The sequence below is a fragment of the Rhizobium leucaenae USDA 9039 genome, assembly GCF_000426285.1.
GTDB classification, from domain to species: domain Bacteria; phylum Pseudomonadota; class Alphaproteobacteria; order Rhizobiales; family Rhizobiaceae; genus Rhizobium; species Rhizobium leucaenae.
Map to the genome: position 1 here is coordinate 108,830 of NZ_AUFB01000007.1, position 24,744 is coordinate 133,573.

The window sequence follows — 24,744 nt, forward strand, 5'->3', positions numbered from 1 at the left end:
TGCTTGTCTGGGTGCAGATTCTAAATAGTCAGACGGTCGCTGCTGCTTCCGCCAATACCTTTTCCGTGCCGTAAAGCCGGAGGAAAGCACTGACCGCCTTCTCCGCCTGGCGGCTGGTGTCCTTCAAACCGGGCTCGCCGAGCAGCATGCGTACATGCAGATCGGAAACGATGAGCCCGTAGAACGTGTGATATGCCTCATCGGCGTCGGTAAAGCGCAACAGCCCTGCCCGCTTGCCGGCGTCGATCAGCCCGCTGGCGCGCCGGTCGATCTGGCGCCGCCCGCGCTCGAGCAGCAGTTTGCCGAGTTTCGAGCCATCGCGGTTCGATTGACCGATCGCCAGACGATTCAACGCCAGTGAAACGTCGCCCGCCAAGACCTCCAGCAGATCGCGGGCGAAAATGACGAGATGGTCGTGCAGGCTCGCTACGGTCAGCCGTTCGCCGTTGCGCTCAAAGGTGCGCACCTTGCTCGCCTGATAGGCGATCATCGCCGACAACAGACCATCGCGGTCGCCGAACCACTTATAGAGACTTTCCTTGGAGCAATTGGCAGCGCGCGCAACACCCGAGGTCGTCAGCGCCTTTTCGCCGCCATCGACAAGCAAACGCAGCGCCTGTTCCAGAACGGCGTTCTGGCGCGGCGAAAACTCGCTCGACTGTCCTGCTTCGCTAAGCACGATGGCCACTCCCAAATGCGTACCGTACGGTACGGTTCGTGGCCGTTATGACTGAGGGGAAAGCAAGCGTCAAGCGCAAATCGTTGCTGCACCGCGTCAATAACAGGAAGGAAATTATTCCGCTGCGATCGGGCTCCGCATGGCCTCGACATCCTTCAAGGGCGGAAGTCCATAGAGGCGACTATATTCGCGGCTGAACTGCGAAGGGCTCTGATAGCCGACGCGATGGCCGGCCGAACCGACATCAAGCTGCTCGACGATCATCAGCCGCCGCGCTTCGTGGAGCCGAAGCTGCTTCTGATATTGCATCGGCGACATGGCCGTCACCGCCTTGAAATGATGGTGCAGCGACGAAACGCTCATGCCGACGCGCTCCGCCAGTTCCTCGATGCGCAACGGTTGGGCGAAGTTGCCGCGTATCCAGGCAACGGCACGCGCCACTCTGTTGCTCTGGCTCTCGGCCATTGCCACCTGCAGCAGCCGAGGACCGTTCGGACCGGTCAGCAGGCGATAAAGGATCTCCTGCTCGATCAACGGCGCCATGGCGGGAATATCCTCCGGCCGGTCGAGCAGTCTGAGCAGTCGCAGCGAGGCATCGAGCAGTTCCGGCGATGCCGCATTGACGGCAAGGCCGCGCATAGGCTCCGCCATCATTGCTTGGCGCGGAACATTGACGCGCGACAGCAGCTCCTTCAGCCGCTCGCTGTCGAGCACCATGGAGAAGCAAAGATAGGGAGTGTCATTACGGACATTGGTGACCTGTGTCGATACAGGCAGGTCGAGCGCGGTCAGAATATACTCGCCGACGCCGTAGTGGTAGGTATCGGCACCGACCGTCAGGCTTTTCCGCCCCTGAACCACAACGGCATAGGAGGGACGGTAAGCCCCATGTTGCCACACGGTGACCGCCGACTGCCGGTAGAGGTTGAGACCTTCGATCGGCGTGCGATGTTCCCCATCCCCCGTGGCGAAACGGGCAACGATGGAGGCGAGTTCCTGATTGGGGTTGAAAGCCAGTGTCATGCGCAACCGATTGTTTTTGAGAGCGTGTAGAGGCTTATCTAGGTGAACCCCTCTCGCTGAAAAAGAGCCGCCGTCAATTTAGATTCGCAGGATCGTACATAAAGCTTGCAGGATCGCTCTAACGCAGTCGCCCCGTCCCGATGCATAGTCCAGCGTCTCAATTCCACTCCCAACCCATCCCACAGATAAGGAACCTCCCATGCCTATCGCAAAGGGTTATGCAGCAACCGACGCGTCCAAGCCGCTCACTCCGTTCACCTTCGAACGCCGTGATCCGAACGAGGACGATGTCGTTATCGCGATCAAATTCTCCGGCATCTGCCATTCCGACATTCATCAGGCTCGCAACGAATGGGGCAACGCCAAATATCCCATGGTACCGGGTCACGAGATCGCCGGCATCGTCAGCGCAGTCGGCTCGAAAGTAACCAAATTCAAGGTCGGTGACCGCGTTGGCGTCGGCTGCTTCGTCAATTCGTGCACGAGTTGCGCCACCCGCGATCTCGACCTCGAACATTACATGCCGGGCGTGGTCCAGACCTACAATGACGTCGAAGCCGACGGCGAAACGCCGACCTATGGCGGCTATTCGGACTCGATCGTCGTCAAGGAAGGCTATGTCCTTTCCATCCCCGACAATCTTCCACTCGACGCTGCGGCCCCGCTGCTCTGCGCCGGCATCACGCTTTACTCGCCGCTGCACCACTGGAAGGCCGGCCCCGGCAAAAAGGTCGCCATCGTCGGCATGGGCGGACTCGGCCATATGGGCGTCAAGATTGCCCACGCCATGGGCGCAGACGTCACCGTTCTCAGCCAGACGCTGTCGAAGAAGGAAGACGGTCTCCGCCTCGGCGCTGATCACTACTACGCCACGAGCGACGCCGACACATTCAAGACGCTCGCCGGCACATTCGACCTCATCATCATGACGGTTGGTATCGCCGTCGACTGGAACGCCTATCTAGGCCTGCTGAAGGTCGATGGGAGCATGGTCGTCGTCGGTGCGCCCGAGCATCCGGTTCCGGTTCATGCCTTCTCGCTGATTCCCGGCCGACGCAGCCTTTCCGGTTCGATGATCGGCTCGATCAAGGAAACCCAGGAAATGCTCGATTTCTGCGGCAAGCACAACATTGCCTCGGAAATAGAGGTGATCAATATCGATCAGGTCAACGAAGCCTATGAGCGCGTGCTGAAGAGCGACGTCCGCTACCGCTTCGTCATCGATATCGCCTCGCTGGCCTAAAGCTCGTCACGATCTTTCAGATTCGCTCCCACGCTTAGCTCCTTGTTTTTGCATGTCGTTTTCGCAAAACCGCCGCACACTTTTGCGCGACATGCATTAAGCGCTACGACACAAGACTTACAGAAAAGGGCAGCCACCGGCGCTGCCCTTTTCTCATTCCTCACGCATCGCTTCCCTTTGCGTGATCAGCCGCGCGCTGTGCTGGCGGCTGATATAGACCCACAGCCAGCTCCAGGCGACCGCAATGCGCCAGCGCGTGCCGATCAGGAAATAGATATGCGCAAGGCCCCAGATCCACCAGGCGATCCATCCCCTGAGTTTGATCCAGCCGAAATCGATGATCGCGGCACTCTTGCCGATCGTGGCAAGACTTCCCTGATGACGATAATGAAATGGCCCCGGCGCCGACTGTCCGGATAGCTTTGCCCGTATCAACTTGGCGATGTAGGCACCCTGCTGCTTGGCGGCCGGCGCGATGCCCGGCACGGGGCTGCCATCGTCGCGCATTACCGCCGCGGTGTCGCCGATAACGAAGATATCCGCCTCGCCGGGTGCTCTCAACTCCTTGTCGACCATGACGCGGCCGGCGCGGTCGGCCGGGACGCCGAGCCATTCAGCCGCGGGCGAAGCCTGCACGCCAGCGGCCCAGACGATCGTCCGGCTCGGCACGAAGGTCTCGCCGATCGTTACGCCCTCCGTTGTGCAGGATGTGACGGGTTTTCCAGTACGAACTTCGACGCCCAAGTTTTCCAGCGCCTTGTGGGCGTAGGAAGACAAGCCTTCGTCAAAACTTGGGAGAACACGCGGACCGGCTTCGACAAGAATGATCCTGGCCTTGGTCGTGTCTATGTTGCGGAACTCCTTCGGCAGCGTCGTTCTGGCCAGCTCGGCGATAATGCCGGCAAGCTCGACGCCGGTTGGCCCGGCGCCAACGATGGTGAAAGTCAGCAGAGCATCGCGCGCGGCGGGATCGCTCTCCATTTCGGCCCGTTCGAAGGCCAGCAGAACGCGGCGACGGATCGTCGTTGCGTCCTCCAGCGTCTTCAATCCTGGCGCCACCGGTTCCCATTCGTCATGTCCGAAATAGGCATGCGTCGCACCCGTCGCCAGCACAAGCGTGTCATATGCGATCGTGGTGCCACCCTTCAGCGTTATCACATGCGCCTTACTGTCAACGCCGACGACCTCCGCCAGCAGTGTCGTCACTTCCGGCCGATCTCGGAAAAGACTACGGATCGGCCAGGCGATCTCGGCGGTGGAGAGCAAGGTGGTGGCGACTTGATAAAGCAGCGGCTGGAATAGGTGATGATTGCGCCGGTCGATCAGCGTGACGCGGACCGGAGCTCCCTTGAGATCGTTGACGAGCTGCAAGCCGCCAAACCCACCCCCAACGACGACAACGTGATGATCCTGCACGATGACACCCCGTATCTGTTTTACACCTGCGAACGTAGGGTTGAGGACGATGGTGGGCAACCGCCTTTTATGCATGGCACCTGTGCGGGGCGCGAACCGAATGACTGGACTTTGGTGGCAGATGCCACCAGTAGCAGCTTTCGACCCGAAGCGGACGCGAGAGATGCTGGGCGCTTATCGTTCAAGCCAGCCTGAGTGTGGCCAAGTCGCCGCTGCTGAGTGCCGTTAGGTTGGCTTCGATTTTATCTATTGGCCAGTCCCACCAAGTAAGACGAAGAAGCTCGCTGATGACTTCGCTGGAATAACGCATTCGGATAATAGATGCCGGATTTCCTCCGACAACTGCGTAGGGCGGTACGTCGCGAGCAACGACCGATGCGGCAGCGACAATCGCACCCGCACCTATGTGGACACCCGGCATAATTGCCGCGTTTTGGCCAATCCATACATCGTGGTCCACAATCGTGTCCTTCACGGGCAGGTCTTTGTAGCCAAAGGTCTCTGGTTTGAAGATGCGAAACGGATAGGTGGTGAAGCCAGTCATCGGATGGTTAGCCGAACTGGTAATGAAATAGCTTCCTCTGGCAATCTGGACAAACTTGCCGATCACCAGCCGTTCGCGAACGCTATGACCAAGATAAGGGGCCAGAATCCCGGCAGTGTCTTCGGGCTTTGCAGAATGCGTGTAATAGCTGAAATCGCCGATCTCCATGCGCGGATGGTCTATGACGTTCTTCAGATACACCGTGTCCCTATATACAGTCCCATCGGGCAGGGTAATTGGATTAACGGCATTTGCGTCGAGAAGAGCCATGGAGAACCTGTTCAAACATACTGACAGCCAGCCATGCCGAAGCGGCGTCCTGTTGAAATCTTGGGGCTGACTTTATTGCGATTAGGCTATTGCCTCTGAGCGGTGAAATCCATCATGGACCGTGTATCGCTCTGATGAATAATTTTGATACCGAAATTCTTGATGCCAGAGACATCCATCCGCCTACGATGTCCGCAAATTCGGCGCAAAGTTGCCGTCAATGATGCTTCGCAAGACCTGGCGGCACTCGCTACATCGTTCCGCAAACGAGATCGCTTCACTCGGCATAGCTGACCGGGATCGTCACGCCGCTTTTCAACACTTCCATCGAGATCGACGCCGAAACGTCGAAGAGTTCTACGCGGCGCACGATCTTCTTGTAGATGACATCATAGTGTTCGACACGCGGCAGCACGATTTTCAGGATATAGTCATGGTTGCCGGTCAGCCGGTGTGCCTCGACAATCTCGGGAATATCACTGATCGCCTTGCGAAAGGTTTCGATCCATTCGTCGGCGTGATGCGCTGTCTTGATCAGCGCGTAGAGCGTCGTCGGCACACCCATCTTCTCGCGATCGAGCACGACGATACGTCTCGCGATATGACCGCTTTCCTCCAGCCGCTGGATGCGCCGGGAGCAAGCGGAGACCGATAGCGCCACGCTGTCGGCGAGATCGGTCACCGAAATGCCGGCATCGGTCTGCAAAAGATCGAGAATCTTTCGGTCGCGTTCATCAAGCATGTGCAGCCATCTCCCGTAATGACGCTGTGTTTTTGCGCATAATATGATATCGGCGCAAAATTTTGCAGATAAAATCGCAGGCACGACAAAGATTGCAAACACGCGGCGCGTGAAATGCCTCAATATTCTGCTATTCATAGTCAAGAACGGAGAGCAGCAGTATGCGCACCATCGGCCTAATCGGCGGCATGAGTTTCGAGAGTTCCGCGGTTTATTACCGTCTTATCAATGAGATGGTCCGCGACCGACTGGGCGGCCTCGCCTCGGCCGAGGTGCTGATGTACTCCGTCAATTTCGAAGACATCGTTGCCTTGCAGAAGGCCGGGCGTTGGGATGATGCCGCTGCCCGTCTTGGCGATGTGGCGCAGCGTCTGCAGACCGCCGGCGCCGAATGCGTGTTGATCTGCACCAACACCATGCACCTGATCGCGCCGGAAGTTGCCGCGCGCGTCTCCATTCCGCTGATCCACATCATCGACGAAACGGCGGCTGCATTGAAGGATGCCGGTCGCGTCAAGCCGCTGCTGTTGGCCACGCGCTACACGATGGAGCATGGGTTCTACACCGACCGCATGGCCCGCAACGGTGTCTCCGTCATGGTGCCGGATGCTGAAGACCGTACGACTACCCACGACATCATCTTCAACGAACTCTGCGCCGGCATAGTCAAGGACGAGTCGCGCCGGAAGCTGATGGCAATCATCGAACGCGCCAAAGCCAAAGGTGCTGACAGCGTCATCCTCGGCTGCACCGAGATCTGCCTGATTCTCGATCCGAATGCGCTGACTTTACCGGGCTTCGACACCACGACGATCCACGCAGAGAAAGCCGTCGATTTCGCCCTTAATGGGCAAACTACTAGCACCAGCCAGGCCGCATAGATCAAGTCAAATTTACTTGACTCAGTCCAATAAATGATGGACATCGTCTTCTATATTATAGGGAGACGATGTCCATGCTTGTTACGACGGAACCTGCGACCATCGATGCAGTTCGCGACTTCAATCGCTTCTACACCAATTTCCTCGGCGTTCTGAACAGAGCCTATCTCGACAGCCCCTACGCGCTGACCGACGTCCGCGTGCTGTTCGAAATCGGCTCACGCGGCGGCGTCGCCGCCTCCACACTGACGCGCGACCTGCATCTCGATCCCGCCTATCTCAGCCGCATTTTGAAACGCTTTCGCGAAGACGGCTTGATCGAAACCAAGCCCGATCCGGACGATCTGCGCAGCCAGACCATCACGGTCACCGACAAGGGACAACAGCAGTTCCACGAATTCGTGCGCCGCTCCCGCGCCGAAATCGCCGGGCATTTCGACGCGCTAGCAATCGGTGAGCCCGAGCGTGTCATCGACGCGATGCGAACGATCCAGACCGCACTCAACCCCAGCGCCAATGCCGTGCCGCCCGCCGTCATCCGCACCCACCGCGCCGGCGATATCGGCTGGATCGTCCAGAGCCAGGCGCGCTTCTATTGCGAGGAATTCGGTTGGGATCTGCGCTTCGAAGGCTTGGTCGCCGAAGTCGCCGGTAAATTTCTCGCCAACTTCAATCCGCAGAAGGACCAATGCTGGATCGTCGAGCGGGGCGGACTGAATGTCGGTTCCGTCATGGTCGCCGATGGCGGCGGCGGCATCGCAAAGCTCCGGCTGCTCTATGTCGATAAGACGGCGCGAGGTCTCGGCCTCGGCAAGCTGCTGGTCGGCGAATGCATCCGTTTTGCCCGCAGCGCCGGCTACCATCAGCTTTCGCTCTGGACCAACGATATTCTCGATGCCGCCCGAGGCATTTATGTCCAGTCTGGATTCCGGCTCGTCTCGGAAGAAAAGCACCGCATGTTCGGCCCCGAATTGAACGGCCAGACCTGGGTGCTGGATTTGTAATCGTTCAAGGCGAGGTGGAGAGAACTTTGACGGCCTGCCGTGGCCATCCTCCTGGTTCGAGGCTCCGCCCTACGGGCTGCGCACCTCACCATGAGGATGGAGCGAGTTACACGCCGGTTCCAAATCCGACGCCGAACCCATGAAGAAGCGGTAATTATACTTGGGCTGCCCCCGCATTTCCGGCAGTACACTTATGAGGGCAGAGCGAGTTGCGTACCGGCGCCAGATCCGCCCTCATGGTGAGGTGCCTTGCCGCCGGAGCGTCAGCGCAGGCGACAAGGCCTCGAACCACGAGGGTCGGCCACGGAAACCGACGAGACTCGCTTCACTCGCAAGGCAGGTGGCGATCAATCTTCATTCAAACATCCCAATTATGTCGCGTCGCAAAATTCCGCTTGATTTGGAAACGATCATTTCCTAAACAAGCAGCATGACAACAGACACACTGGATATTTCCCCGAAGCTTCGCGGCCGCCCGCGGGAATTTAATAAAGACGCGGCACTCGATCAGGCGCTGCGCGTCTTTTCCGAGCGCGGCTATCATGCCGCTTCGATCAGTGAACTGACCGAGGCCATGGGGCTGACCGCAGGCAGCGTCTATAAGGCGTTCAAGGATAAGCGCGGCATCTTCCTCGCCGCCTTCGATCGCTACCGGAATGTGCGCTGCAAGCTCAGGGACGAACGCCTCGCTGCCGCGCCCAACGGCTACGAAAAGCTGCGCGCATTCCTGATCATCTTTGCAGAATCGTCCAGCGGCGAGGTTGGTCGCCAGGGTTGCCTTGTCGTCGGCAGTGCCACCGAACTCGCTCTTTTTGACGCGGAAGTCGCCAGCCGCGTCGCCTTCGCCTTCGACGTCGACGAGCAGTTGCTCGTCGATCTGATCAGCCTCGGACAGGAGGACGGCTCGGTATCGGACCGGCTTAATGTGGAAGACACAGCTCGCACGCTGCTCAGCCTGACGAAAGGCATGCGCCTGATCGGTAAAACCGGCCGCACCCGAGAACAGATGATCGCCGTCGCCGAGACTGCCCTGACATTACTGAACTGACTTTTTCACACGAATTTTCGGGGACGCGTTCCCCTGCCCGCATCAAGGATCAAGATATGTCTGCAACCGCCGCAGCCAGACGGGAGAGCGCTCCGCTCCCCGAAAAGACCATTTCGCCGTTGATGACTTTCATGTTCGCTGCCGCCTGCGGGCTCGTGGCAGCCAATCTCTATTACGGCCAGCCGCTGGCCGGCCCGATCAGCCAGGCACTCGGCTTCACGCCGGCAGCGACCGGTCTGATCGTAACGCTGACACAGATCGGCTATGGCCTCGGCCTGCTGCTGATCGTACCGCTCGGTGATCTCCTGGAAAACCGCAGGCTGGTGTTGACCCTGATCGGCCTTTCAGCCGTGGCGCTGGTCGGCGCCGCCTTTGCTTGGTCGCCGTCACTCTTCCTGCTTGCCTCCCTTTGCATCGGCCTCGCCTCGGTTGCGGTACAGGTGCTGGTGCCTTTCGCCGCCCATATGGCGCCGGATGCGAGCCGCGGCGCAGTCGTCGGCAATGTCATGAGCGGCCTGCTTTGCGGCATCATGTTGGCCCGGCCGGCGGCAAGCTTCCTGTCGCAACTCTCCTCCTGGCATGCGGTCTACATCCTCTCAGCCTGCGTCATGATCGCGCTTGCCGTCATTCTTCGCATCGCCCTGCCGACCCGCGTTCCGCATACCAAGCTGCATTATGGTCAACTGCTCTCTTCAATGGGGCATCTTGCGCTGCATACGCCGGTGCTACAGCGCCGCGCGCTCTATCAGGCCTGCATGTTCGGAGCTTTCAGCCTGTTCTGGACGACGACGCCGCTGCTGCTGGCAAGCCCGGCCTTCGGCCTGACACAGAACGGCATTGCCCTCTTCGCGCTGGCGGGTGCTGCGGGCGCGGTCGCTTCGCCAATTGCCGGGCGTGTCGCCGATCGCGGCTGGACGAAGCTTGCCACGACCTTCGCCCTGGTGCTTGCCATCGTCGCCTTCCTCATTGGCCACGCTTCCGGCAGCGGCTCGCTGCTGGCGCTCGTGACATTGACGCTCTCCGGCATCCTGCTCGATTTCGGCGTGCAGACCAATCTGGTGCTCGGCCAGCGCGCCATCTTTGCATTGAGCGCCGAACATCGCAGCCGCCTGAACGGCCTCTACATGGCGACATTCTTTGCCGGCGGCGCGTTCGGCTCCGCGATCGGCGGCTGGGCCTATGCCACCGGAGGCTGGAATCTCGCCTCATGGATCGGCGTCTGCTTCCCGGTGGTAGCGCTGCTCATCTTCCTGACCGAACGGCAGAAATGATCAAGACGGCTGCGGAACGACACTCCGCAGCCAGTCGCATTCACTGAGGCCGGCCGAGGCAAAGGGATCGATCAAGGTGCCGGAGACAATCGAGGCCAATATCTGCGGCCCCGGCGGAACCTTGGCGATTGTGGCAACCAGTCGATCCCGGATCCAGGCCAGTGCTGTCGAATTCGACTGGTAGAACGGCGTAAACACCAGCGATAGCAACTGAAAAAGCCGCACATGCATCCGCCGCGCGTTGGCATAGTCGGCAAGCGCTGCACCGATATCCTCGTTACCCGCCAACGCGTGCGCAAGCGCCGCCACATCCAGCAGCGCCATATTGGCGCCCTGCCCGAGTTGCGGGCTCGTCGAATGTGCGGAGTCGCCGACGAAGACTGTACGACCACTATAAGGCATGGCCGCGGTTCGATGGGTGTAGCGCGCCAGCGTCAACTGATCCCAATCGATAATCTGATCGAGCAACGGTTGGCATTCCGGCCAGTAGCCGCGGACCGCCGATTTCCAGCGATCGAGCCCCTGCCTGCGCACCTCATCGGCATCAGCGATCTTTAAGCTCCAGAACAACGCCGCCTGCTTGGGCAGGTCCGGCTTCCGCTGTCCAATCGGCAACACGCCGATCATCACTTTCGCCTGGTCGTAGCGTTGCGTCAGCGCCCTCTCATCCACCAATCCATCCGGACAATTCAGCGTCGCCCAGAAGGCACCATAGGCAAGATTGCGCGTCTGCGGTGCAACCGGAGAAGCGGCGATCAATTCAGAACGCGCGCCACTCGCGTCGACGACAAGATCATACGGTCCCAGCCGCTCCCCGCCCTCGATGGTGAGATAGGTCTGGCTGCCCTCTTCCAGCGCGCCAGTTACCCGCCGTCCGGTGAAGACAATGTGTCGCCGCGCGGAGACTTCGTCGTAGAGCGTATCGAACAGCGCGGCGCGATGAACAGCCAGCCCATAGCGCCCGCCGGCCAGCCTGTCATAACGCACGTCAAGAACGATGCGGCCGCGCTTAGTCTCGGTGCCGAACAGCCGGTCGATGCGATTACCGGCGGCGTGAATGGCGGGACCGAGCCCGAGCGATTCCAGCACGGTCAGGCCGGTCGGTTGCAGCATTAGCGCGGATCCGACCGGCGCCGGATTATCGAACCGCTCGATAATCTCCGTCGTATGGCCGGCGCGCGAGAGGAACAAGGCAGCAGCAAGTCCCGCAGGTCCGGCGCCGACGATCGCAATTTTCAGGGATTTCACCGGATGCGCTCAGTCTTGCAATTGATCGAAACGGACGCGCGCGGCACGTACGGCATCGTGGTTGGCCTCAGCCCAGTTCAAGAGCTGCGCCAAAGGTACATAGAGCGAATAGCCCAGATCAGTCATGCGATATTCGACACTCGGCGGTTTTGTCGGAAACACCTCGCGGCCAATATAACCGTCGCGCTGGAGGTCCCGCAGCGTCTGGGTCAGCATGCGCTGAGAAATATCGGGCACCATGCGCCGCAGCTCACCAAAACGATAAGGCCGCTGCGCCAGGGCTTCCAGCAGCAACACCGACCACTTGCCGCCAATCTGCGAGATCAGATCCCGCACCGGGCAATTCGTAAAATCGAGTTTGCTGACATCGAAGACACGCAACGGATCCTCTGTGCTGCGTAAGTTGACGACAGTGCTGGCGCTCATGTCGGGTTGGTTCCCTTTTGGTAACGTAGGAACGAAAAACTGCCTCCTTTACAGGCCAAAGTCAATTCCTATTCTAGTGCTAGTCTCTTTTTGAGAGCAAGAAAACCCCTGCAAGTCCGCGGCGGTCAAACAAGGAAAAACATATGAGCAGCACTCTTCTCGTCACCGGCGCCGCGGGTCAGCTTGGTCAACGCGTCATTCACCACCTGCTGGAGACATACAAGGTCGCCCCGGGCCGCATCATTGCCGCCACACGCAGCCCGGAGAAGCTTGCCGACCTCGCCGCCAAGGGCGTCGTCGCCCGCAAGGCCGATTTCGATGATGCCGCCAGCCTGTCCACCGCGTTTGCCGGGGTCGATCGCCTGCTGATCATCAGCACCGACTCTCTCGCCGTTCCCGGTCAGCGCCTAAAGCAGCACACTGCCGCCGTCGAGGCCGCGAAGTCCGCTGGCGTCAAGCATATTCTCTACACCTCCATGCCGGCCCCGGAAGGTTCGCTCGTTAGCTTCGCACCCGACCATCTCGGCACCGAAAACGCCATCAAGGCAAGCGGCATCGGCCATACGATCCTGCGGGACGCCTGGTACTTCGACAATTACCTGATGGGTCTGCCGCACAGTCTCGAAGTCGGCAAGTGGTACACCGCGACCGCCGGCGGCCGCGTCAGCAATATCAGCCGCGAAGACTGCGCACTGGCCATTGCTGCCGCTTTGGCTTCCGACACGCCGGAAAATGCCACCTATACGCTGACGGGTTCGACCGCCGTCACCATCGAGGACGTCGCGAGCGTTGTCAGCAAGATCACCGGCCGTCCGCTGGAAGTCGTGCAGGTCAATGATGAACAGCTCGCCGCTGGCCTCACCGGCGCCGGCCTGCCGAAATTCGTCGTCGACATGCTGGTCTCCTTCGACGCCAACATCCGCGCCGGCAATTTCAATATCCTCACGAATGACTTCAACAAGCTGACCGGCAAGGAGCCGCAGACGCTACGCAGCTTCGTCGAGGAACACAAGGCCGCGTTGGTAGGCTGAGTTTATGGGATGGTCAGGCGAGATTATCTTTGCCGCATCCTCGTGTCTCGCCCCAAACACAGCCCGTCCTGGCCAATTGTTTGCTCCGTCCCTTCTCCCCGCAATGCGGGGAGAAGGCCAAGATGAGGGGCCAGGCACTACAGCGCGCCAACGGCGTCCTTGTCTGCCCAGCCTCAGATCCCGCTGCTCAAACCGCCTGCCCGCAAGCTCGGCAAAACCGTCGAACCGTCTCCGCCATGCCATATTCCAGCGCATCGGCAGTCAGCCCGTGCCCAATGGAAGCTTCGGCGAGCTCCGGGATGCGCTTCAGGAGCGCCGGCAAGTTCGCGACCGTCAGATCGTGGCCGGCATTAACGGCAAGGCCGTTGGCAAATGCCGCATCCGCAGTCTTGCCGAGACCCTCGAGAATGACGGCAGCCCGTTCCGGTGCTTCATAGCAGCCGCCATAGGGGCCGGTGTAAAGCTCGATGCGGTCGGCACCAACGTCCCTAGCGATCTTCACGGCCTCGGCATCGCCATCCCCATCCGCAAACAGCGACACACGGCAGCCGATCTTCTTGTATCTGGCGACGACCTCAGCCAACAGATCGCGATTTTTACGGAAGTCCCAACCGTGGTCGGACGTCGCCTGCGAGGGATCGTCGGGCACCAGCGTCACCTGCTCCGGCTCCACGGATGCGCAGAGATCGAAAAACTCGTCGGTCGGATAGCCTTCGATGTTGAACTCTGCCTCCGGAAATTCGTCGTCGATCAATGCGCGTATATCGGGCAGATCGGAGAAGCGAATGTGCCGCTGATCGGGCCGCGGATGCACAGTCAGGCCACTGGCACCGGCGGCAAGCGCGATTCGGCCGAGCCCCGTGACGCTCGGCCAGGGAAGATCGCGCCGGTTACGCAACATGGCGATAGCGTTGAGGTTCACGGAGAGCTTGGCGGGCATGATCGAAATCCATGATTTTTAAAGAGGATAATACATCCGTTTTATGCGATTGCACGCCGCAAGACCAACGAGATTCGAATATCGACTCATGCAAAAGATTGATGGTCTTCCGCTCTTTTGCCGTCTCGTCCGTCCGACGATACCCCCTTCGGGCAACTTATAATTTCGGCGAAACCCGATAGCGTCGTTGTATCGGGCGCCTGATTTTGATTCGTCCGGGAATGAGAGGGCCCAAAGTTCGCCCACGGTAAATTTGTCCTTATGAAACAAGAATTTTCATCGGCGACATCTGCGTTTGTTAGTCGCGTCATTGTAAAAGCGAGTTGGGCGTAGCTTCGGCCTCCTCCGTCAGACAACAGAATAGGCACCAGATCGTGGCGTGGGGCGCCGCGACAAAAAGGGGATGGAAATATGGAGGGACTTATGTCTGACGGTTCTGACGGTTCCAAACGTCCGTTTGCGACCGCCAATCTTGTTTCGCGGGCGCGCGCCAAGTACCGGTTCCTGCCCGAGACAGCACTTCCTTCTGACCTGCCGGAGGGGTCGGTTGCCATCGCGGACATGGCCAGCGCTTTCGGCGTGACGCACAGGACGCTGCACTTCTACGAGGAAAAGAGGCTGATCTCGGCCGATCGCCACGGGTTGATGCGAATCTACGGCACTGACGATGTGCTGCGCATGGCCGTCATCACCGTCTGCCGGGAAGCCGGCATGTCGATCGCCGTCATTCAGGAGGTCATGGAAAAGCTTGACGAGGCGGAAACGCCGGATGAAGCCGAGGCCATCTTCCGCGCGGCCCTCAACCTCCGCAAGCGCGAACTGATCGTTGAGATGTCCCAATTGAATCGGCAGATGCAGAAAGTTGCCGATCTCCTTGATTATGATGGCGCCGCGGAGCTCCCTCATTCTCATGGCGGGGACATCTGATCTCTTGCGTCTGGCGCAAAGGCCACTCCATCTAATCACGATGTGAGCAAGCAAGCTTCACCGGACAATCGTCAGGGTCTCGGCGGCGCGCGTGATCGCCGTATAGAGCCAACGCTCGCGCGTATCGCGAAACGCCCAGCTTTCATCGAACAACACCACATTGTTCCACTGCGAACCCTGCGCCTTATGCACGGTAAGCGCATAGCCGTAATCGAATTCATCGTAGCGCTTGCGGGTCGACCAGGGGATTTCGCCTTCGACATCCTCGAAGGCCTGCTTCAGCAGCTTGATCTTCGCCGCCCCCCGATCCATGTCGTCATCCTCCGGCCGCACGAGCAGATTGATGCCGGGCTTCGTGGTTTCCCTGGACGAGGTCATTACCTGCCAGAGTGAACCGTTGAGCAGGGCCTTGGCGGGGTCGTTGCGCAGGCAGACCAGCTTGTCGCCGGATTGCGGATATTCGGCCGTAAAACCCTTGAGCTCGCGCAGTCGCTGATTGTACCGCCGGCGCGTGCGGTTTGTGCCCACCAAGACTTGATCCGCCTCAAGTACCAACGGCTGCGTCACCTCGTTCTTCGAAATCACTTTCGCCGTGCCGTAGTCGCCGTGCATGATCTCCTTGCCCTCGCGCACGTGCATGGCAAGTTGAATGATCGGATTGTCGCGGGCCTGACGATGAATGTCCGTCAGCAGATAGTCCGGCTCGTCATTGGTAAAGAAACCGCCGCCCGAGACCGGCGGCAATTGACCGGGATCGCCGAGCACGAGAATCGGCGTGCCGAAACTCATCAGGTCCTTGCCGAGCGCTTCGTCCACCATCGAACATTCGTCGACGATAATCAGCGCTGCCTTGGCGACGGGGCTCTGCCGGTTGATCGTGAACATCGGGGCGATCGACGTCTTGCCGGTCTCTTCGTCCTCGACGGCCTCCTCGCCGCGCGGTCGATAGATCAGCGAATGGATGGTCTTGGCGTTGCTGGCACCGCGCGAGCGCAATACCTGCGCCGCCTTGCCGGTGAAGGCCGCAAACAGCACGTCACCATCGACATGCTCGGCAAAATGCCGCGCAAGCGTTGTCTTGCCCGTGCCGGCATAGCCGAACAGGCGAAACAGCGGCGAGCGCCGTTCCTTCAGCCATTTGGCAACGGCCTTGAGCGCTTCGTCTTGTTGTGGCGCAAATTGCATGGGCCGACTTGGCAGGATTCGGCCGGCAGAAGCAAGCAGTAAAAAACCCAGAATTGTTGGGAATAAAATCGTAGCAATTCGTGTCTCATGTCCGGCAACGCAAAACGTGGGGCCTGGACCATGGGTCTACCATTCCGAGGAGAAACATCATGAAAGCCGCGAAATTCTTGCCGATCCTGATCATGGCATCGGCCGCAGCGACGTCGGTCTTTGCCGCTGCCCCGGTAAAAACCGCCGAAAGCGCCAAGGGCAAGGTTCTCACAGGCGAAAACGGCATGACGCTCTATACCTTCAAGAACGACAAGAAGGGAGCCTCCAACTGTAACGATGATTGCGCGAAGGCGTGGCCGCCGCTGATGGCCGATGGCAAAGCCAAGGCAGAAGGCGCATATTCGATCATCACCCGCAAGGACGGGAAGAAGCAATGGGCGAAGGACGGCATGCCGCTCTATTACTTTGTCAAGGATACCAAGGCTGGTGATGTTGCCGGCGATGGCTTCAAGGGTGTGTGGGATGTCGCACGGCCGTAATCGGACCGGCGAGGACGCGGGGGGAACCTCCCCCGCGTCCGATAGTTTCGAGGCGGAGGTGCTGGCGCTCCTCCCTTCGTTAAGACGCTATTCGCGCAGCCTCACCCGCTCCGACGCCGACGGCGAAGATCTTCTTCAGGATTGCGTCGAAAAGGTGCTGGCACGGCGCAGCCAGTGGCGCGGACTGAACCTGCGTGGCTGGGTGCTCACCATCATGACCAATCTCTACCGCAACGGCCTGCGCCAGCAAGGTCGCCGCCGCTTCGTCGATCTTGACGACAGTACCGATTTGCCGGCCGCTGAGACGGATGGCGATCCTTTGGAACGCTCGCGATTGGAAGCGGCGCTGAACAGCCTCGGGGAGGATTATCGCGCCGTGCTGATGCTGGTCGTGGTCGAAGGCTACAGCTATCAGGACGTCGCCACCACGCTGGATATTCCGATTGGCACCGTCATGTCGCGCCTGTCGCGAGCACGCCGGAAAATGAACGATCTGATGAATGCCGAGAATGTCATTACGCTTCGGAGACCGAAATGAACGAACGTAACCCGACCGTGACCGAAGCGGATCTCCACGCCTTTGCAGACGGGCTGCTGCCAGCGGACGATCACGCCCGGTTGGAAGCCTGGCTTGCCGAAAATCCCGAACAAGCGGACCTGATCTCCACGTGGCGGACGCAAAACGCCGACATCAAGGCATTGTTTGCACCATATGCAATCTCGAAGGAAGGTGACCGTGAACTGGTATCACCACGCGTTCCGGCCTCTGTGCCTGCCGAGCCATCACGTCCGCTTCGCTGGCTGCCGATGGCCGCGGCCTCCCTGGCGATCTTCCTGGTCGGCGCTGCCGCCGGCCATTTCGGCCCACCGCTTCTGACGCAGCCGGACCCTCGCTTGGCGGCTATCGAGGCCCTGCCGCGGCAGGCGCAATCGGCCTTCGTCGTCTACGCAAGCGATGTCCGCCACCCGGTCGAAGTCGGCGCGGATCAGGAAGCGCATCTTGCCACCTGGCTCGGCAAACGCATGAATGTCGCCAGCCTGAAGGTGCCGAGCCTCAGCACGCTCGGCTTTCAGCTCGTCGGCGGCCGACTGCTGCCCATCAATGGCACACCCGGCGCACTCTTCATGTATGAGAACGCCACCGGCCAGCGCCTGACCGTGCTCGTCGGCAGCAACAAGGAGAACACCACAACCAGTTTCCGCTTTACCAGCGTCGGCACGGTCGAGACCTTCTATTGGATCGACGGCAAACTCGGCTATGCCGTCACCGGCGAAATCTCCCGCGACATGCTGAGACGGGTGGCGGACGAATGCTACAAGCAGTTTTCGTCCTAATTAAAGCGTTTCAGCGTTCCGGATCGTTCTCCAGCAAGATCGGTTTGCCATGCGGCGTTGCTTCGGCCGCGCGCTGCCAGCTTCTCTGCAGGTTGAGGATCGCGCCTGCGTCGGCGATACCGCGGCTGACCAGCAGGCCGGACAATGCCGCCACCCAGCAGTCGAAATAATCGCTGCCGTCTTCAGCCCGGCCCGGCTTGTGCAGCTCGGCAGAAAGCCGCTCCGCCCATTCGCCCCAACTAAACAAGCCCTTCTCGTGCAAATGCACGGTCATTGCAAAAGCCTCCGCCGCCCAGGGTTCGGGGAAGACCGGCTCGCCATTCGCGGACTTCGGCAGTTGCGGCGATTGCGCCAGGAGCGAGGCTGTTTCACGCTCGCTCAAGGTAACTCTCCCAGGCATCGATGGAGACGGTAAGCGTTGGATCGGCGCCCTCGCCCCAGATTTCCGGGGCCTTGAAAACGACCGTGTAGATCCATTGCGGATTCTCGCCCTTGCCATGGGCGTTATCATCGGGGAAAACGAACGAGCCCTGCACGGCCTCCACCACGCCCGCCTTGGCGCGCGCATAGCGTGGCACACGCGTATGTCCCGTCGGATTGATATTCTTCGTCCGCACGCGATCGCCGACCGCAAAAAGCGGAGCGGCATCGACCGGCCGATCACAGGGGCCGCCCTTGGCAAGCGCACCGGCAACCATGTCAGCCTTCAACACACGTTTCGGCGCCGCTCCCTCCCCCAACGAATGGCCGGTTAATAGCTCCTCGTGCGTTACAAAACCATGCCGTTCCAGCAGCGTCTCAAGCCCGCGCGTCCAGATCTCATAATAGCTGGCGGCAAGATATTTGGCCGGAGGGATGTTTTCGCGCGCATGCCGGCTTTCATCGATGCTCCAGGCGCCGAAGGCACCGCAAGAGAGCGTGATGCCGAGCGCCCGCTTTTCCCATTCCGCATGGAAGACCGGTTCGTTCGGTTCCGGCGCCACCGGCCCGAAGCCCATCTGCCCGCCGAGATCGTGCGGCCCGTTCATAGCGTCACCTCCGGAGCCTTGGCGATTGCTGTACCAATCATCGCGTCACGGCTAACGAGATCGGCAAGATCAGCCTCATTCATGCCCTCGGTGCCATCAGGGCGTTCCGGGATAACGAGATAGCGCAGCTCTGCAGTCGAATCCCAGACGCGAATCGTCTTCCCCTCAGGCAGCGTCAGACCGAATTCGGCCAATACGCCGCGTGGATCGATGACAGCGCGGGAGCGATAGGCCGGCGCCTTGTACCAGACCGGCGGCAGGCCGAGCACGGACCAGGGATAGCAGGAGCAGAGCGTGCAAACGATGAGGTTGTGCGTCTCCGCCGTATTGAACACCGCGCGCATATGCTCGCCCTGCCGCCCTGTGAAACCGAGGCTGGCGATCGCCGCCGTCGCGTCGCGCTTCAACCATTCGGCAAACTCCGGATCGCTCCAGGCTTTCGCCACCACCTGCGCCCCATTGCGCGGCCCTACCTTGGTCTCGTAGGTCTCGACGATGACATCGATCGCCGCCGGATCGATCAAGCCCTTTTCGGTCAGCAGCGTCTCCAGCGCCTTCACGCGGGCCTGCATGTCGGAATAGTGGTTGTCGTGATCATGGTGATGGTGGTCGTCATGATCGTGCATGATGTATCTCCCCTCGAACAGGCCGCAAATCTAAGCCTTTGCCACAGAGCCGCCAAGCGCCTTCTTCACCGGTTGCAACCGGGATTAGATGCCGCGACCCCCTGCCATTGTCAGCGCGTTTCGCTAGTCTGCCCAGCATGAAGATTTTGATTCTAGGCGCAACTGGTTTCATCGGCTCTGTGATCGCGGCGCGATTACGCAGGGGTGGGCATATCGTCACCGGCCTTGCTCGCAATCCTTACCGGGCGCGCGTAAAGCACCCTTGGATTGACTGGATCAATGCCGATCTGGCCGAAATGACTGATCCATCAAACTGGCATGCGATGCTGAGCCACCATCAGATCGTCATCAACTGCGCCGGCGCCCTTCAAGATGGGCTTTCCGACGATCTTATCGCCACGCAGGAAAAAGCGATGCTGGCGCTCTATGCCGCAGCCGCGCAGTCGGCAATCGAGCTCGTCGTGCAGATTTCCGCGCGCACCGGAGGCGCGGGCCAAGACCAGCCGTTCCTCGCGACAAAGCGCAATGCTGACAAGGCGCTAGCGGCAAGCGATCTCAACCATATTATCCTGAGGCCGGCGCTCGTCCTTGGCCGCAACGCCCACGGCGGCACGGCATTGCTACGTGCACTTGCCGCCATGCCTTTCGTCCTGCCTCTCATTCATGCACAAAGCCCTGTCGAAACGGTTTCGGTCGATGATGTCGCCACACTCGTTTCGGCAGCGGTTGCCGGCGAATTCCAGTCGGGCACCGACATCGATCTTGCCGCCAGTGGGGCACCGACGCTCGGCGAACTCGTCATTGTTCATCGAAACTGGCTCGGCCTCCCCCCGGCGCGGGTCGTGCCAATACCGACCGGCTTGGCAAGGCCGGTGACCTGGGCCGCCGATATCGCCGGCAAGCTCGGATGGCGCTCGCCGCTCCGATCGACCGCGATGGCCGTGATGTCCGAAGGCGTTCTCAGCCGAAGGGATGGACAACACCTCCCAAGTCAACGCCTGGCGACGGCCGTCGAAACGCTGAATACCCATCCCTCCGGCGTTCAGGATTTGTGGTTTGCCCGCCTCTATTTGTTAAAGCCGTTGATGATCTCTGGCCTGGCACTCTTCTGGATACTGTCTGGCATCATCCCAATGCTGGCCCCGACAGGCGCAAGCCGGCACTTGCTGCCCTTTATGCCGGATGGTTCGGCAATGGCCTTCACCCTGATTACCTGTTTTCTCGATATAGCGCTCGGCGCATTTGTTCTCGTGCGGCCTTTCGCGCGGTCGGCATTGTTCGGAATGCTTGCCGTTACGCTCGGCTATCTTGCCGGCGGCACATTCCTCGAACCATCGCTTTGGCTCGATCCGCTCGGGCCATTCGTCAAAGTGCTCCCGTCGATCCTGCTGACATTTGCCACGCTTGCGGTGTTGGAGGAGCGCTGATGCTGACCGAGGAATTTCTTCGCCTCGTGCACGTCATCGGCGCTACCGTGCTTTTCGGCACCGGCGCAGGCATCGCCTTCTTCATGGTGATGGCGCATCGCACCGGCGATCCCAAGCTGATCGCACATGTTGCCGGCACAGTCGTCATCGCCGACACGGTCTTTACGGCAACGGCCGTCATCCTACAGCCGGTGACCGGCTATCTGCTTGCGCAATCGATCGGCTGGTCGCTCGAAGAAGGATGGATCGCTCTGTCCTTGCTGCTCTACGTGCTGACCGGAGTTTTCTGGCTGCCGGTCGTCTGGATACAGCTCCGCCTGCGCAATCTCGCTCGGACAGCATCCGCGACCGAAACGCCGCTGCCGGCGGCCTACCACCGCCTCTATTTCATGTGGTTTGCCTGCGGCTTCCCCGCCTTTTTCGCTGTCATCGGCATCCTTTGGCTGATGCTCAACAAGCCATCCCTGTCGCTATTTTAACATCGGCCAAAGGCTGAGCACCAGCAGGACTGCCATAGTGATGTTGAACCATTTGAGGCGAACAGGGTCGGAAAGCCAGTCGCGCAGGGCCGAGCCGAAACCCGCCCATGTCGAAACGCTGGGAATGTTGACTGCTGCAAAGGCAAAGCCGACGAGCAGCACGCTGATCAGGTAGAGCTGCGGATTGGTGTAGGTCGCCATGGCCGTGACCGCCATGACCCAGGCCTTCGGGTTGACCCATTGAAAGGCCGCGGCACTCAGGAAACTCATCGGCTCGACACCGCTTTCCTTCTCGCTGAGACTGCGCGACGTCGCGATCTTCCAGGCGATCCAGACGAGATAGGTTCCGCCGGCGAATTTCAAGCCCGCATAGAGCACCGGAACCGTATGCAGCAATGCTCCAAGCCCCAAACCAACGCCCAGCAACAACGACAGAAAACCCACGCCGATGCCGAGCATATGCGGGATCGTGCGGCGGAAACCGAAATTCACGCCCGATGCGAACAGCATCATGTTGTTCGGCCCGGGCGTGATCGATGTCGTGAAGGCAAACAGCAGAAGAGCCAGAAATGTGTTCAGCGGCATAAAGTCTCCCCGGACGCCGCTCTTTGGTCAGCCGAAGCGTCCATTCCTCGCGATGCGCATCACTCATAGCGGCGCCTATGCTGCGCGACCCTAATTCGCCTTGGAATAGAATGCCATGACAGGATTGTCATAGTGACATGAATGGCGTGATTGAAATCCCGATGAATGCCCTTATCCTTCGCCTCTCAAGCAGCGAGGACAGGCCATGCGCGACCCCATTCCTACCGTCACTCTCCCCTCCGGCATCACGGTTCCCGCACTCGGCCAGGGGACATGGAACATGGGTGAAAAAGCTGCCCGCGCTAACGAGGAGATCGCCAGCCTGAAGGCCGGGCTCGATCTTGGCATGACGCTGATCGACACCGCCGAAATGTATGGCGAAGGCGGCGCGGAGGAAATCGTTGGCAAGGCGATCGAGGGGCGTCGCGACGAGGTATTCGTCGTCAGCAAGGTCTATCCTTACAACGCAAGCAGCAAAGGGACTATCCAAGCTTGCGACCGCAGCCTGAAGCGAATGAAAATCGACCGCATCGACCTTTATCTGCTGCATTGGCGCGGAGAGTATCCGCTGGCGGAAACCGTGGCTGCCTTCGAAATCCTGAAAGCCGCAGGCAAGATCGGCGCTTGGGGTGTATCGAACTTCGATGTCGACGATATGGAGGAACTGCTGGCCGTTCCCGACGGCGGCAATGTCGCCGCCAATCAAGTGCTCTACAATCTCGGCCGACGCGGCGTCGAATACGATCTGCTACCATGGTGTCAGGAGCGCAACATTCCGATCATGGCCTATTCACCGATCGAACAGGGTCGACTCGCGCATCATCCGGACCTGATCCACATCGCCAAGACCTATCAGGCAACGCCGGCTCAGGTTGCGCTCGCTTTTCTGCTGGAGCGCGACGGCGTTATCGCCATTCCCAAAACCTCCAATCCGCAACGCGTTGCCGAAAACCTCGACGCCGTCTCGCTCGATATCACCGATGAGGACTGGGCCACCCTCGACGCCTCCTTCCCGCCGCCGGCGCGCAAGAAGCCGCTGGAGATGCTCTAACCGCGAGGATCAGCGCGCTGCTGTGCGACGATCAGCTTGATTGCTTGAAAAACATCCATCTGCCGCCAGCCAGCCGGATCGCGATACGTCGGATAAAGCGAAAAGGCGGCCGCGGCGATTTGATCGACGGTCCGCCGCCCGGCTCGTCTATCGGCGAGAACGGCCTTCGTGTAGACGCCGAACTGATCTTCCGTCACCCCCCATCCGGCATAAAACGGCGCCGCATAGCAACGGACCGGGATGCCGCGCAGCAGCGCATCGAAACCGAACTGACTGGAGACGGTCCAGACCTCATCCACCACATCAAGAATCGACGCGACCGACACGGCATCATCGAGAAATATCGCACCACCTTTGCCGGCGGCCTCCGTCGTCAGATATCCCTTGCGGTGGCCGGCCATGACATCCGGATGCGTCCGGATCAGACATTGAGCGTCGCTTGCCAAAGCGTCGGCAAGCATTCGCTCGAATGAGGCGTGCGAACCGAGCGCCTTGCCGACCGACATATCGCCGACGACCTGATCGACCAGCAGGATGCGACGCTTCATTGTCCGCTCGATCACGGGTGCCCTATGCGGCAGATGATTGTATTTGGAGAGCCTGTTGCGGACGATCTGTTCGCGGATGGCCTTGCCCAGCTCTCCGGCATCTTCCGCGCTGGAGATCAGGCGCTCAAGACGCGACGGCCGGCTCACGTCCACGGGCAGGCCGAGATCGTCGACCACGATCGAAAGAGGGATTGCACCGGCCTTGCCGAGGCCGACCGACCGCAGAAAACCATCTTCGAGATTCCAGCGTGGCAATCCCCGCAACCGCGAGATCGCCGCCGCTGTCTTTGCGGGTGCGCGGCCGCCCCAGGAAAGCACTCCGCCAACGCCAGGCGATAGCGTGGATGCGATTTTCTGCGACCCGAAATATTGGCCGAGCCAAGGAAAAGCATTGCGGACATAAAAGGTGGCGCCGAGGCGCATACCTACAGGCGGATGCCAGCTCTTTTCGCCGATGTCAGGCAAACTCTCCACGGTAGAAAACGCCACCGATATGACCCCATTGATGACGCGATCATCCATCCAGAGCGCCGCGCAAGCTACGCGACGCTCGCAAGCTGATCAATGACAGACTTACTCACATTCCCTGCGGGCCGCGGTTCATCGCAGCGATGCCGGTGCGGCAGACTTCGATCAGGCCGAGCGGCTTGATGATGGCGATGAACTGATCGATCTTCGATGACTTGCCGGTGATTTCGAGAATGAAATGCTCGACGGTCGCATCCACCACCTTGGCATGGAAGGCATCAGCCAGCCGCAGCGTTTCGGCGCGGGCTTCGCCGTTTCCGGTAACCTTCAGCAGCGCCACTTCGCGCTCGATCGGCCGTTCCTGGCCGAGATCGCGGGCGCGCACTGTCAGGTCGACGACGCGATGAACCGGCACGATGCGTTCAAGCTGCGCCTTGATCTGCTCCAGCACCTGCGGCGTGCCGCGCGTGACGATGGTGATGCGCGACAGATGGGCCTGATGCTCGGTTTCGGAAACGGTCAGGCTTTCGATGTTGTAGCCACGGCCGGAGAAAAGGCCGATGACACGGGCGAGAACGCCGGGCTCGTTGTCGACCAGCACCGAAAGCGTATGGCTCTCGGCCGCCGCGGTTTCCGGCGAGATGAAATAGGCGGAGCCCGTGGGTTGAAGGTGTGCGGTCATTGTCCTTGTTCCGTTTCCTCGGTTCTTGTGATCAGGATGCCAGCTCGATCCTGATTTGAATGGTGATTGGTCCGGCCGGGGACACGGCAATCCTACCGTGTCCCGGC

Annotated in this window: 27 protein-coding genes and 1 pseudogene; 13 read left to right on the forward strand and 15 right to left on the reverse strand. The window is 60.1% G+C overall.

Annotation, left to right across the window (positions count from 1 at the left end):
* Positions 1-28 precede the first annotated feature (28 nt).
* On the reverse strand, positions 29-679 hold the full coding sequence (locus K290_RS0112885; protein WP_028752308.1) for a TetR/AcrR family transcriptional regulator C-terminal domain-containing protein: 651 nt from the start codon (positions 677-679) through the stop codon (positions 29-31).
* Between the two features lie 114 nt (positions 680-793).
* A complete protein-coding gene (locus tag K290_RS0112890; protein WP_028752309.1) occupies positions 794-1,702 on the reverse strand; it encodes an AraC family transcriptional regulator in 909 nt (302 codons plus the stop codon).
* A 199-nt stretch (positions 1,703-1,901) separates the two neighbouring features.
* On the opposite strand from K290_RS0112890, the gene K290_RS0112895 reads away from it, so the two are divergent.
* Positions 1,902-2,945 (forward strand): NAD(P)-dependent alcohol dehydrogenase, encoded by a 1,044-nt coding sequence (locus K290_RS0112895; protein WP_028752310.1) that lies wholly within the window; start codon positions 1,902-1,904, stop codon positions 2,943-2,945.
* A gap of 153 nt (positions 2,946-3,098) precedes the next feature.
* Here K290_RS0112895 and K290_RS0112900 read toward each other — a convergent pair whose 3' ends face one another.
* The 3 genes from K290_RS0112900 to K290_RS0112910 form a co-directional block, all read right to left on the reverse strand.
* Positions 3,099-4,361: an NAD(P)/FAD-dependent oxidoreductase gene (locus tag K290_RS0112900; protein WP_028752311.1), complete on the reverse strand. Its 1,263-nt coding sequence runs from the start codon at positions 4,359-4,361 to the stop codon at positions 3,099-3,101.
* A 181-nt stretch (positions 4,362-4,542) separates the two neighbouring features.
* Positions 4,543-5,175, reverse strand: coding sequence for a CatB-related O-acetyltransferase (locus tag K290_RS0112905; RefSeq protein WP_028752312.1), 633 nt, complete (start codon positions 5,173-5,175; stop codon positions 4,543-4,545).
* A 277-nt stretch (positions 5,176-5,452) separates the two neighbouring features.
* Positions 5,453-5,917, reverse strand: coding sequence for an Lrp/AsnC family transcriptional regulator (locus K290_RS0112910; protein ID WP_028752313.1), 465 nt, complete (start codon positions 5,915-5,917; stop codon positions 5,453-5,455).
* Between the two features lie 161 nt (positions 5,918-6,078).
* Between K290_RS0112910 and K290_RS0112915 the strand changes: the two genes are divergently transcribed.
* The 4 genes from K290_RS0112915 (at position 6,079) to K290_RS0112930 (ending at position 10,121) form a co-directional block, all read left to right on the forward strand.
* Complete coding sequence (locus K290_RS0112915; RefSeq protein WP_028752314.1) at positions 6,079-6,798, forward strand: aspartate/glutamate racemase family protein; 720 nt, start codon at positions 6,079-6,081, stop codon at positions 6,796-6,798.
* Positions 6,799-6,872: 74 nt separating this feature from the next.
* The gene (locus tag K290_RS0112920; RefSeq protein WP_028752315.1) at positions 6,873-7,802 is read left to right on the forward strand and encodes a bifunctional helix-turn-helix transcriptional regulator/GNAT family N-acetyltransferase; all 930 of its coding nucleotides are present in this window, start codon (positions 6,873-6,875) and stop codon (positions 7,800-7,802) included.
* Between the two features lie 430 nt (positions 7,803-8,232).
* Entirely contained in the window at positions 8,233-8,850 is a 618-nt protein-coding gene (locus K290_RS0112925) for a TetR/AcrR family transcriptional regulator (RefSeq protein ID WP_028752316.1), read from the forward strand.
* A gap of 56 nt (positions 8,851-8,906) precedes the next feature.
* Complete coding sequence (locus K290_RS0112930; protein ID WP_028752317.1) at positions 8,907-10,121, forward strand: MFS transporter; 1,215 nt, start codon at positions 8,907-8,909, stop codon at positions 10,119-10,121.
* On the opposite strand, the gene K290_RS0112935 is transcribed toward K290_RS0112930, so the two are convergent.
* Complete coding sequence (locus tag K290_RS0112935) at positions 10,122-11,369, reverse strand: FAD-dependent oxidoreductase (RefSeq protein ID WP_028752318.1); 1,248 nt, start codon at positions 11,367-11,369, stop codon at positions 10,122-10,124.
* 9 nt (positions 11,370-11,378) lie between these two features.
* Positions 11,379-11,795, reverse strand: coding sequence for a winged helix-turn-helix transcriptional regulator (locus K290_RS0112940; protein ID WP_028752319.1), 417 nt, complete (start codon positions 11,793-11,795; stop codon positions 11,379-11,381).
* Positions 11,796-11,938: 143 nt separating this feature from the next.
* Here K290_RS0112940 and K290_RS0112945 point away from each other — a divergent pair, with 143 nt between their 5' ends.
* Entirely contained in the window at positions 11,939-12,826 is an 888-nt protein-coding gene (locus K290_RS0112945) for an SDR family oxidoreductase (RefSeq protein WP_028752320.1), read from the forward strand.
* A 187-nt stretch (positions 12,827-13,013) separates the two neighbouring features.
* On the opposite strand, the gene K290_RS0112950 is transcribed toward K290_RS0112945, so the two are convergent.
* Positions 13,014-13,766, reverse strand: a complete 753-nt coding sequence (locus K290_RS0112950) for a pyridoxine 5'-phosphate synthase (protein ID WP_028752321.1) — start codon at positions 13,764-13,766, stop codon at positions 13,014-13,016.
* Positions 13,767-14,189: 423 nt separating this feature from the next.
* Between K290_RS0112950 and K290_RS34185 the strand changes: the two are divergent.
* Positions 14,190-14,669 (forward strand): annotated as a pseudogene (locus tag K290_RS34185) (MerR family transcriptional regulator); the annotation flags it as partial.
* Positions 14,670-14,750: 81 nt separating this feature from the next.
* On the opposite strand, the gene K290_RS0112960 reads toward K290_RS34185, so the two are convergent.
* Entirely contained in the window at positions 14,751-15,878 is a 1,128-nt protein-coding gene (locus K290_RS0112960) for an ATP-dependent DNA helicase (RefSeq protein ID WP_028752322.1), read from the reverse strand.
* A 149-nt stretch (positions 15,879-16,027) separates the two neighbouring features.
* Between K290_RS0112960 and K290_RS0112965 the strand changes: the two genes are divergently transcribed.
* Genes K290_RS0112965 through K290_RS0112975 form a run of 3 tightly spaced genes read left to right on the forward strand, consistent with a single transcriptional unit; the run spans position 16,028 to position 17,743 of the window.
* Entirely contained in the window at positions 16,028-16,408 is a 381-nt protein-coding gene (locus K290_RS0112965; protein WP_028752323.1) for a COG4315 family predicted lipoprotein, read from the forward strand.
* A complete protein-coding gene (locus K290_RS0112970; protein ID WP_028752324.1) occupies positions 16,392-16,946 on the forward strand; it encodes an RNA polymerase sigma factor in 555 nt (184 codons plus the stop codon). Before K290_RS0112965 ends, K290_RS0112970 begins: the two co-directional genes overlap by 17 nt.
* Positions 16,943-17,743, forward strand: a complete 801-nt coding sequence (locus tag K290_RS0112975) for an anti-sigma factor family protein (RefSeq protein WP_028752325.1) — start codon at positions 16,943-16,945, stop codon at positions 17,741-17,743. Before K290_RS0112970 ends, K290_RS0112975 begins: the two co-directional genes overlap by 4 nt.
* A gap of 10 nt (positions 17,744-17,753) precedes the next feature.
* Here K290_RS0112975 and K290_RS0112980 read toward each other — a convergent pair whose 3' ends face one another.
* Genes K290_RS0112980 through nthA form a run of 3 tightly spaced genes read right to left on the reverse strand, consistent with a single transcriptional unit; the run spans position 17,754 to position 19,397 of the window.
* Positions 17,754-18,125, reverse strand: coding sequence for a nitrile hydratase accessory protein (locus tag K290_RS0112980; RefSeq protein WP_028752326.1), 372 nt, complete (start codon positions 18,123-18,125; stop codon positions 17,754-17,756).
* Positions 18,112-18,771 (reverse strand): nitrile hydratase subunit beta, encoded by a 660-nt coding sequence (gene nthB / locus K290_RS0112985; RefSeq protein ID WP_028752327.1) that lies wholly within the window; start codon positions 18,769-18,771, stop codon positions 18,112-18,114. Before nthB ends, K290_RS0112980 begins: the two co-directional genes overlap by 14 nt.
* Complete coding sequence (gene nthA / locus K290_RS0112990) at positions 18,768-19,397, reverse strand: nitrile hydratase subunit alpha (RefSeq protein ID WP_028752328.1); 630 nt, start codon at positions 19,395-19,397, stop codon at positions 18,768-18,770. The genes nthB and nthA overlap by 4 nt, the downstream gene beginning before the upstream one ends.
* Before the next feature lie 137 nt (positions 19,398-19,534).
* Between nthA and K290_RS0112995 the strand changes: the two genes are divergently transcribed.
* Both K290_RS0112995 and K290_RS0113000 read left to right on the forward strand, forming a co-directional pair.
* Positions 19,535-20,824, forward strand: coding sequence for an SDR family oxidoreductase (locus K290_RS0112995; RefSeq protein ID WP_028752329.1), 1,290 nt, complete (start codon positions 19,535-19,537; stop codon positions 20,822-20,824).
* Positions 20,825-20,826: 2 nt separating this feature from the next.
* A complete protein-coding gene (locus tag K290_RS0113000; RefSeq protein ID WP_028752330.1) occupies positions 20,827-21,303 on the forward strand; it encodes a DUF2269 family protein in 477 nt (158 codons plus the stop codon).
* Here K290_RS0113000 and K290_RS0113005 read toward each other — a convergent pair.
* Complete coding sequence (locus tag K290_RS0113005) at positions 21,295-21,888, reverse strand: LysE family translocator (protein ID WP_028752331.1); 594 nt, start codon at positions 21,886-21,888, stop codon at positions 21,295-21,297. The two genes, K290_RS0113000 and K290_RS0113005, sit on opposite strands and share 9 nt — an antisense overlap.
* A 205-nt stretch (positions 21,889-22,093) precedes the next feature.
* Between K290_RS0113005 and K290_RS0113010 the strand changes: the two genes are divergently transcribed.
* The gene (locus K290_RS0113010) at positions 22,094-22,939 is read left to right on the forward strand and encodes an aldo/keto reductase (protein ID WP_028752332.1); all 846 of its coding nucleotides are present in this window, start codon (positions 22,094-22,096) and stop codon (positions 22,937-22,939) included.
* Here K290_RS0113010 and K290_RS0113015 read toward each other — a convergent pair.
* Both K290_RS0113015 and ilvN read right to left on the reverse strand, forming a co-directional pair.
* Positions 22,936-24,009, reverse strand: a complete 1,074-nt coding sequence (locus K290_RS0113015; protein WP_245276528.1) for a capsular polysaccharide export protein, LipB/KpsS family — start codon at positions 24,007-24,009, stop codon at positions 22,936-22,938. The genes K290_RS0113010 and K290_RS0113015 overlap by 4 nt on opposite strands.
* 55 nt (positions 24,010-24,064) lie before the next feature.
* Positions 24,065-24,637: an acetolactate synthase small subunit gene (gene ilvN / locus K290_RS0113020; RefSeq protein WP_028752334.1), complete on the reverse strand. Its 573-nt coding sequence runs from the start codon at positions 24,635-24,637 to the stop codon at positions 24,065-24,067.
* Positions 24,638-24,744 lie beyond the last annotated feature (107 nt).

Coding starts and splice junctions, on each gene's coding strand:
- K290_RS0112920 (WP_028752315.1), top strand. CDS start 6,873: ATGCTTGTTACGACGGAACCTGCGACCATCGATGCAGTTCGCGACTTC.
- K290_RS0112965 (WP_028752323.1), top strand. CDS start 16,028: ATGAAAGCCGCGAAATTCTTGCCGATCCTGATCATGGCATCGGCCGCA.
- K290_RS0113010 (WP_028752332.1), top strand. CDS start 22,094: ATGCGCGACCCCATTCCTACCGTCACTCTCCCCTCCGGCATCACGGTT.
- nthB (WP_028752327.1), bottom strand. CDS start 18,771: ATGAACGGGCCGCACGATCTCGGCGGGCAGATGGGCTTCGGGCCGGTG.
- K290_RS0113015 (WP_245276528.1), bottom strand. CDS start 24,009: ATGGATGATCGCGTCATCAATGGGGTCATATCGGTGGCGTTTTCTACC.
- K290_RS0112950 (WP_028752321.1), bottom strand. CDS start 13,766: ATGCCCGCCAAGCTCTCCGTGAACCTCAACGCTATCGCCATGTTGCGT.
- K290_RS0112905 (WP_028752312.1), bottom strand. CDS start 5,175: ATGGCTCTTCTCGACGCAAATGCCGTTAATCCAATTACCCTGCCCGAT.
- K290_RS0112930 (WP_028752317.1), top strand. CDS start 8,907: ATGTCTGCAACCGCCGCAGCCAGACGGGAGAGCGCTCCGCTCCCCGAA.
- K290_RS0112890 (WP_028752309.1), bottom strand. CDS start 1,702: ATGACACTGGCTTTCAACCCCAATCAGGAACTCGCCTCCATCGTTGCC.
- K290_RS0112895 (WP_028752310.1), top strand. CDS start 1,902: ATGCCTATCGCAAAGGGTTATGCAGCAACCGACGCGTCCAAGCCGCTC.
- nthA (WP_028752328.1), bottom strand. CDS start 19,397: ATGCACGATCATGACGACCACCATCACCATGATCACGACAACCACTAT.
- K290_RS0113005 (WP_028752331.1), bottom strand. CDS start 21,888: ATGCCGCTGAACACATTTCTGGCTCTTCTGCTGTTTGCCTTCACGACA.
- K290_RS0112915 (WP_028752314.1), top strand. CDS start 6,079: ATGCGCACCATCGGCCTAATCGGCGGCATGAGTTTCGAGAGTTCCGCG.
- K290_RS0112995 (WP_028752329.1), top strand. CDS start 19,535: ATGAAGATTTTGATTCTAGGCGCAACTGGTTTCATCGGCTCTGTGATC.
- K290_RS0112925 (WP_028752316.1), top strand. CDS start 8,233: ATGACAACAGACACACTGGATATTTCCCCGAAGCTTCGCGGCCGCCCG.
- K290_RS0112945 (WP_028752320.1), top strand. CDS start 11,939: ATGAGCAGCACTCTTCTCGTCACCGGCGCCGCGGGTCAGCTTGGTCAA.
- K290_RS0112975 (WP_028752325.1), top strand. CDS start 16,943: ATGAACGAACGTAACCCGACCGTGACCGAAGCGGATCTCCACGCCTTT.
- ilvN (WP_028752334.1), bottom strand. CDS start 24,637: ATGACCGCACACCTTCAACCCACGGGCTCCGCCTATTTCATCTCGCCG.
- K290_RS0112940 (WP_028752319.1), bottom strand. CDS start 11,795: ATGAGCGCCAGCACTGTCGTCAACTTACGCAGCACAGAGGATCCGTTG.
- K290_RS0112970 (WP_028752324.1), top strand. CDS start 16,392: ATGTCGCACGGCCGTAATCGGACCGGCGAGGACGCGGGGGGAACCTCC.
- K290_RS0112960 (WP_028752322.1), bottom strand. CDS start 15,878: ATGCAATTTGCGCCACAACAAGACGAAGCGCTCAAGGCCGTTGCCAAA.
- K290_RS0112910 (WP_028752313.1), bottom strand. CDS start 5,917: ATGCTTGATGAACGCGACCGAAAGATTCTCGATCTTTTGCAGACCGAT.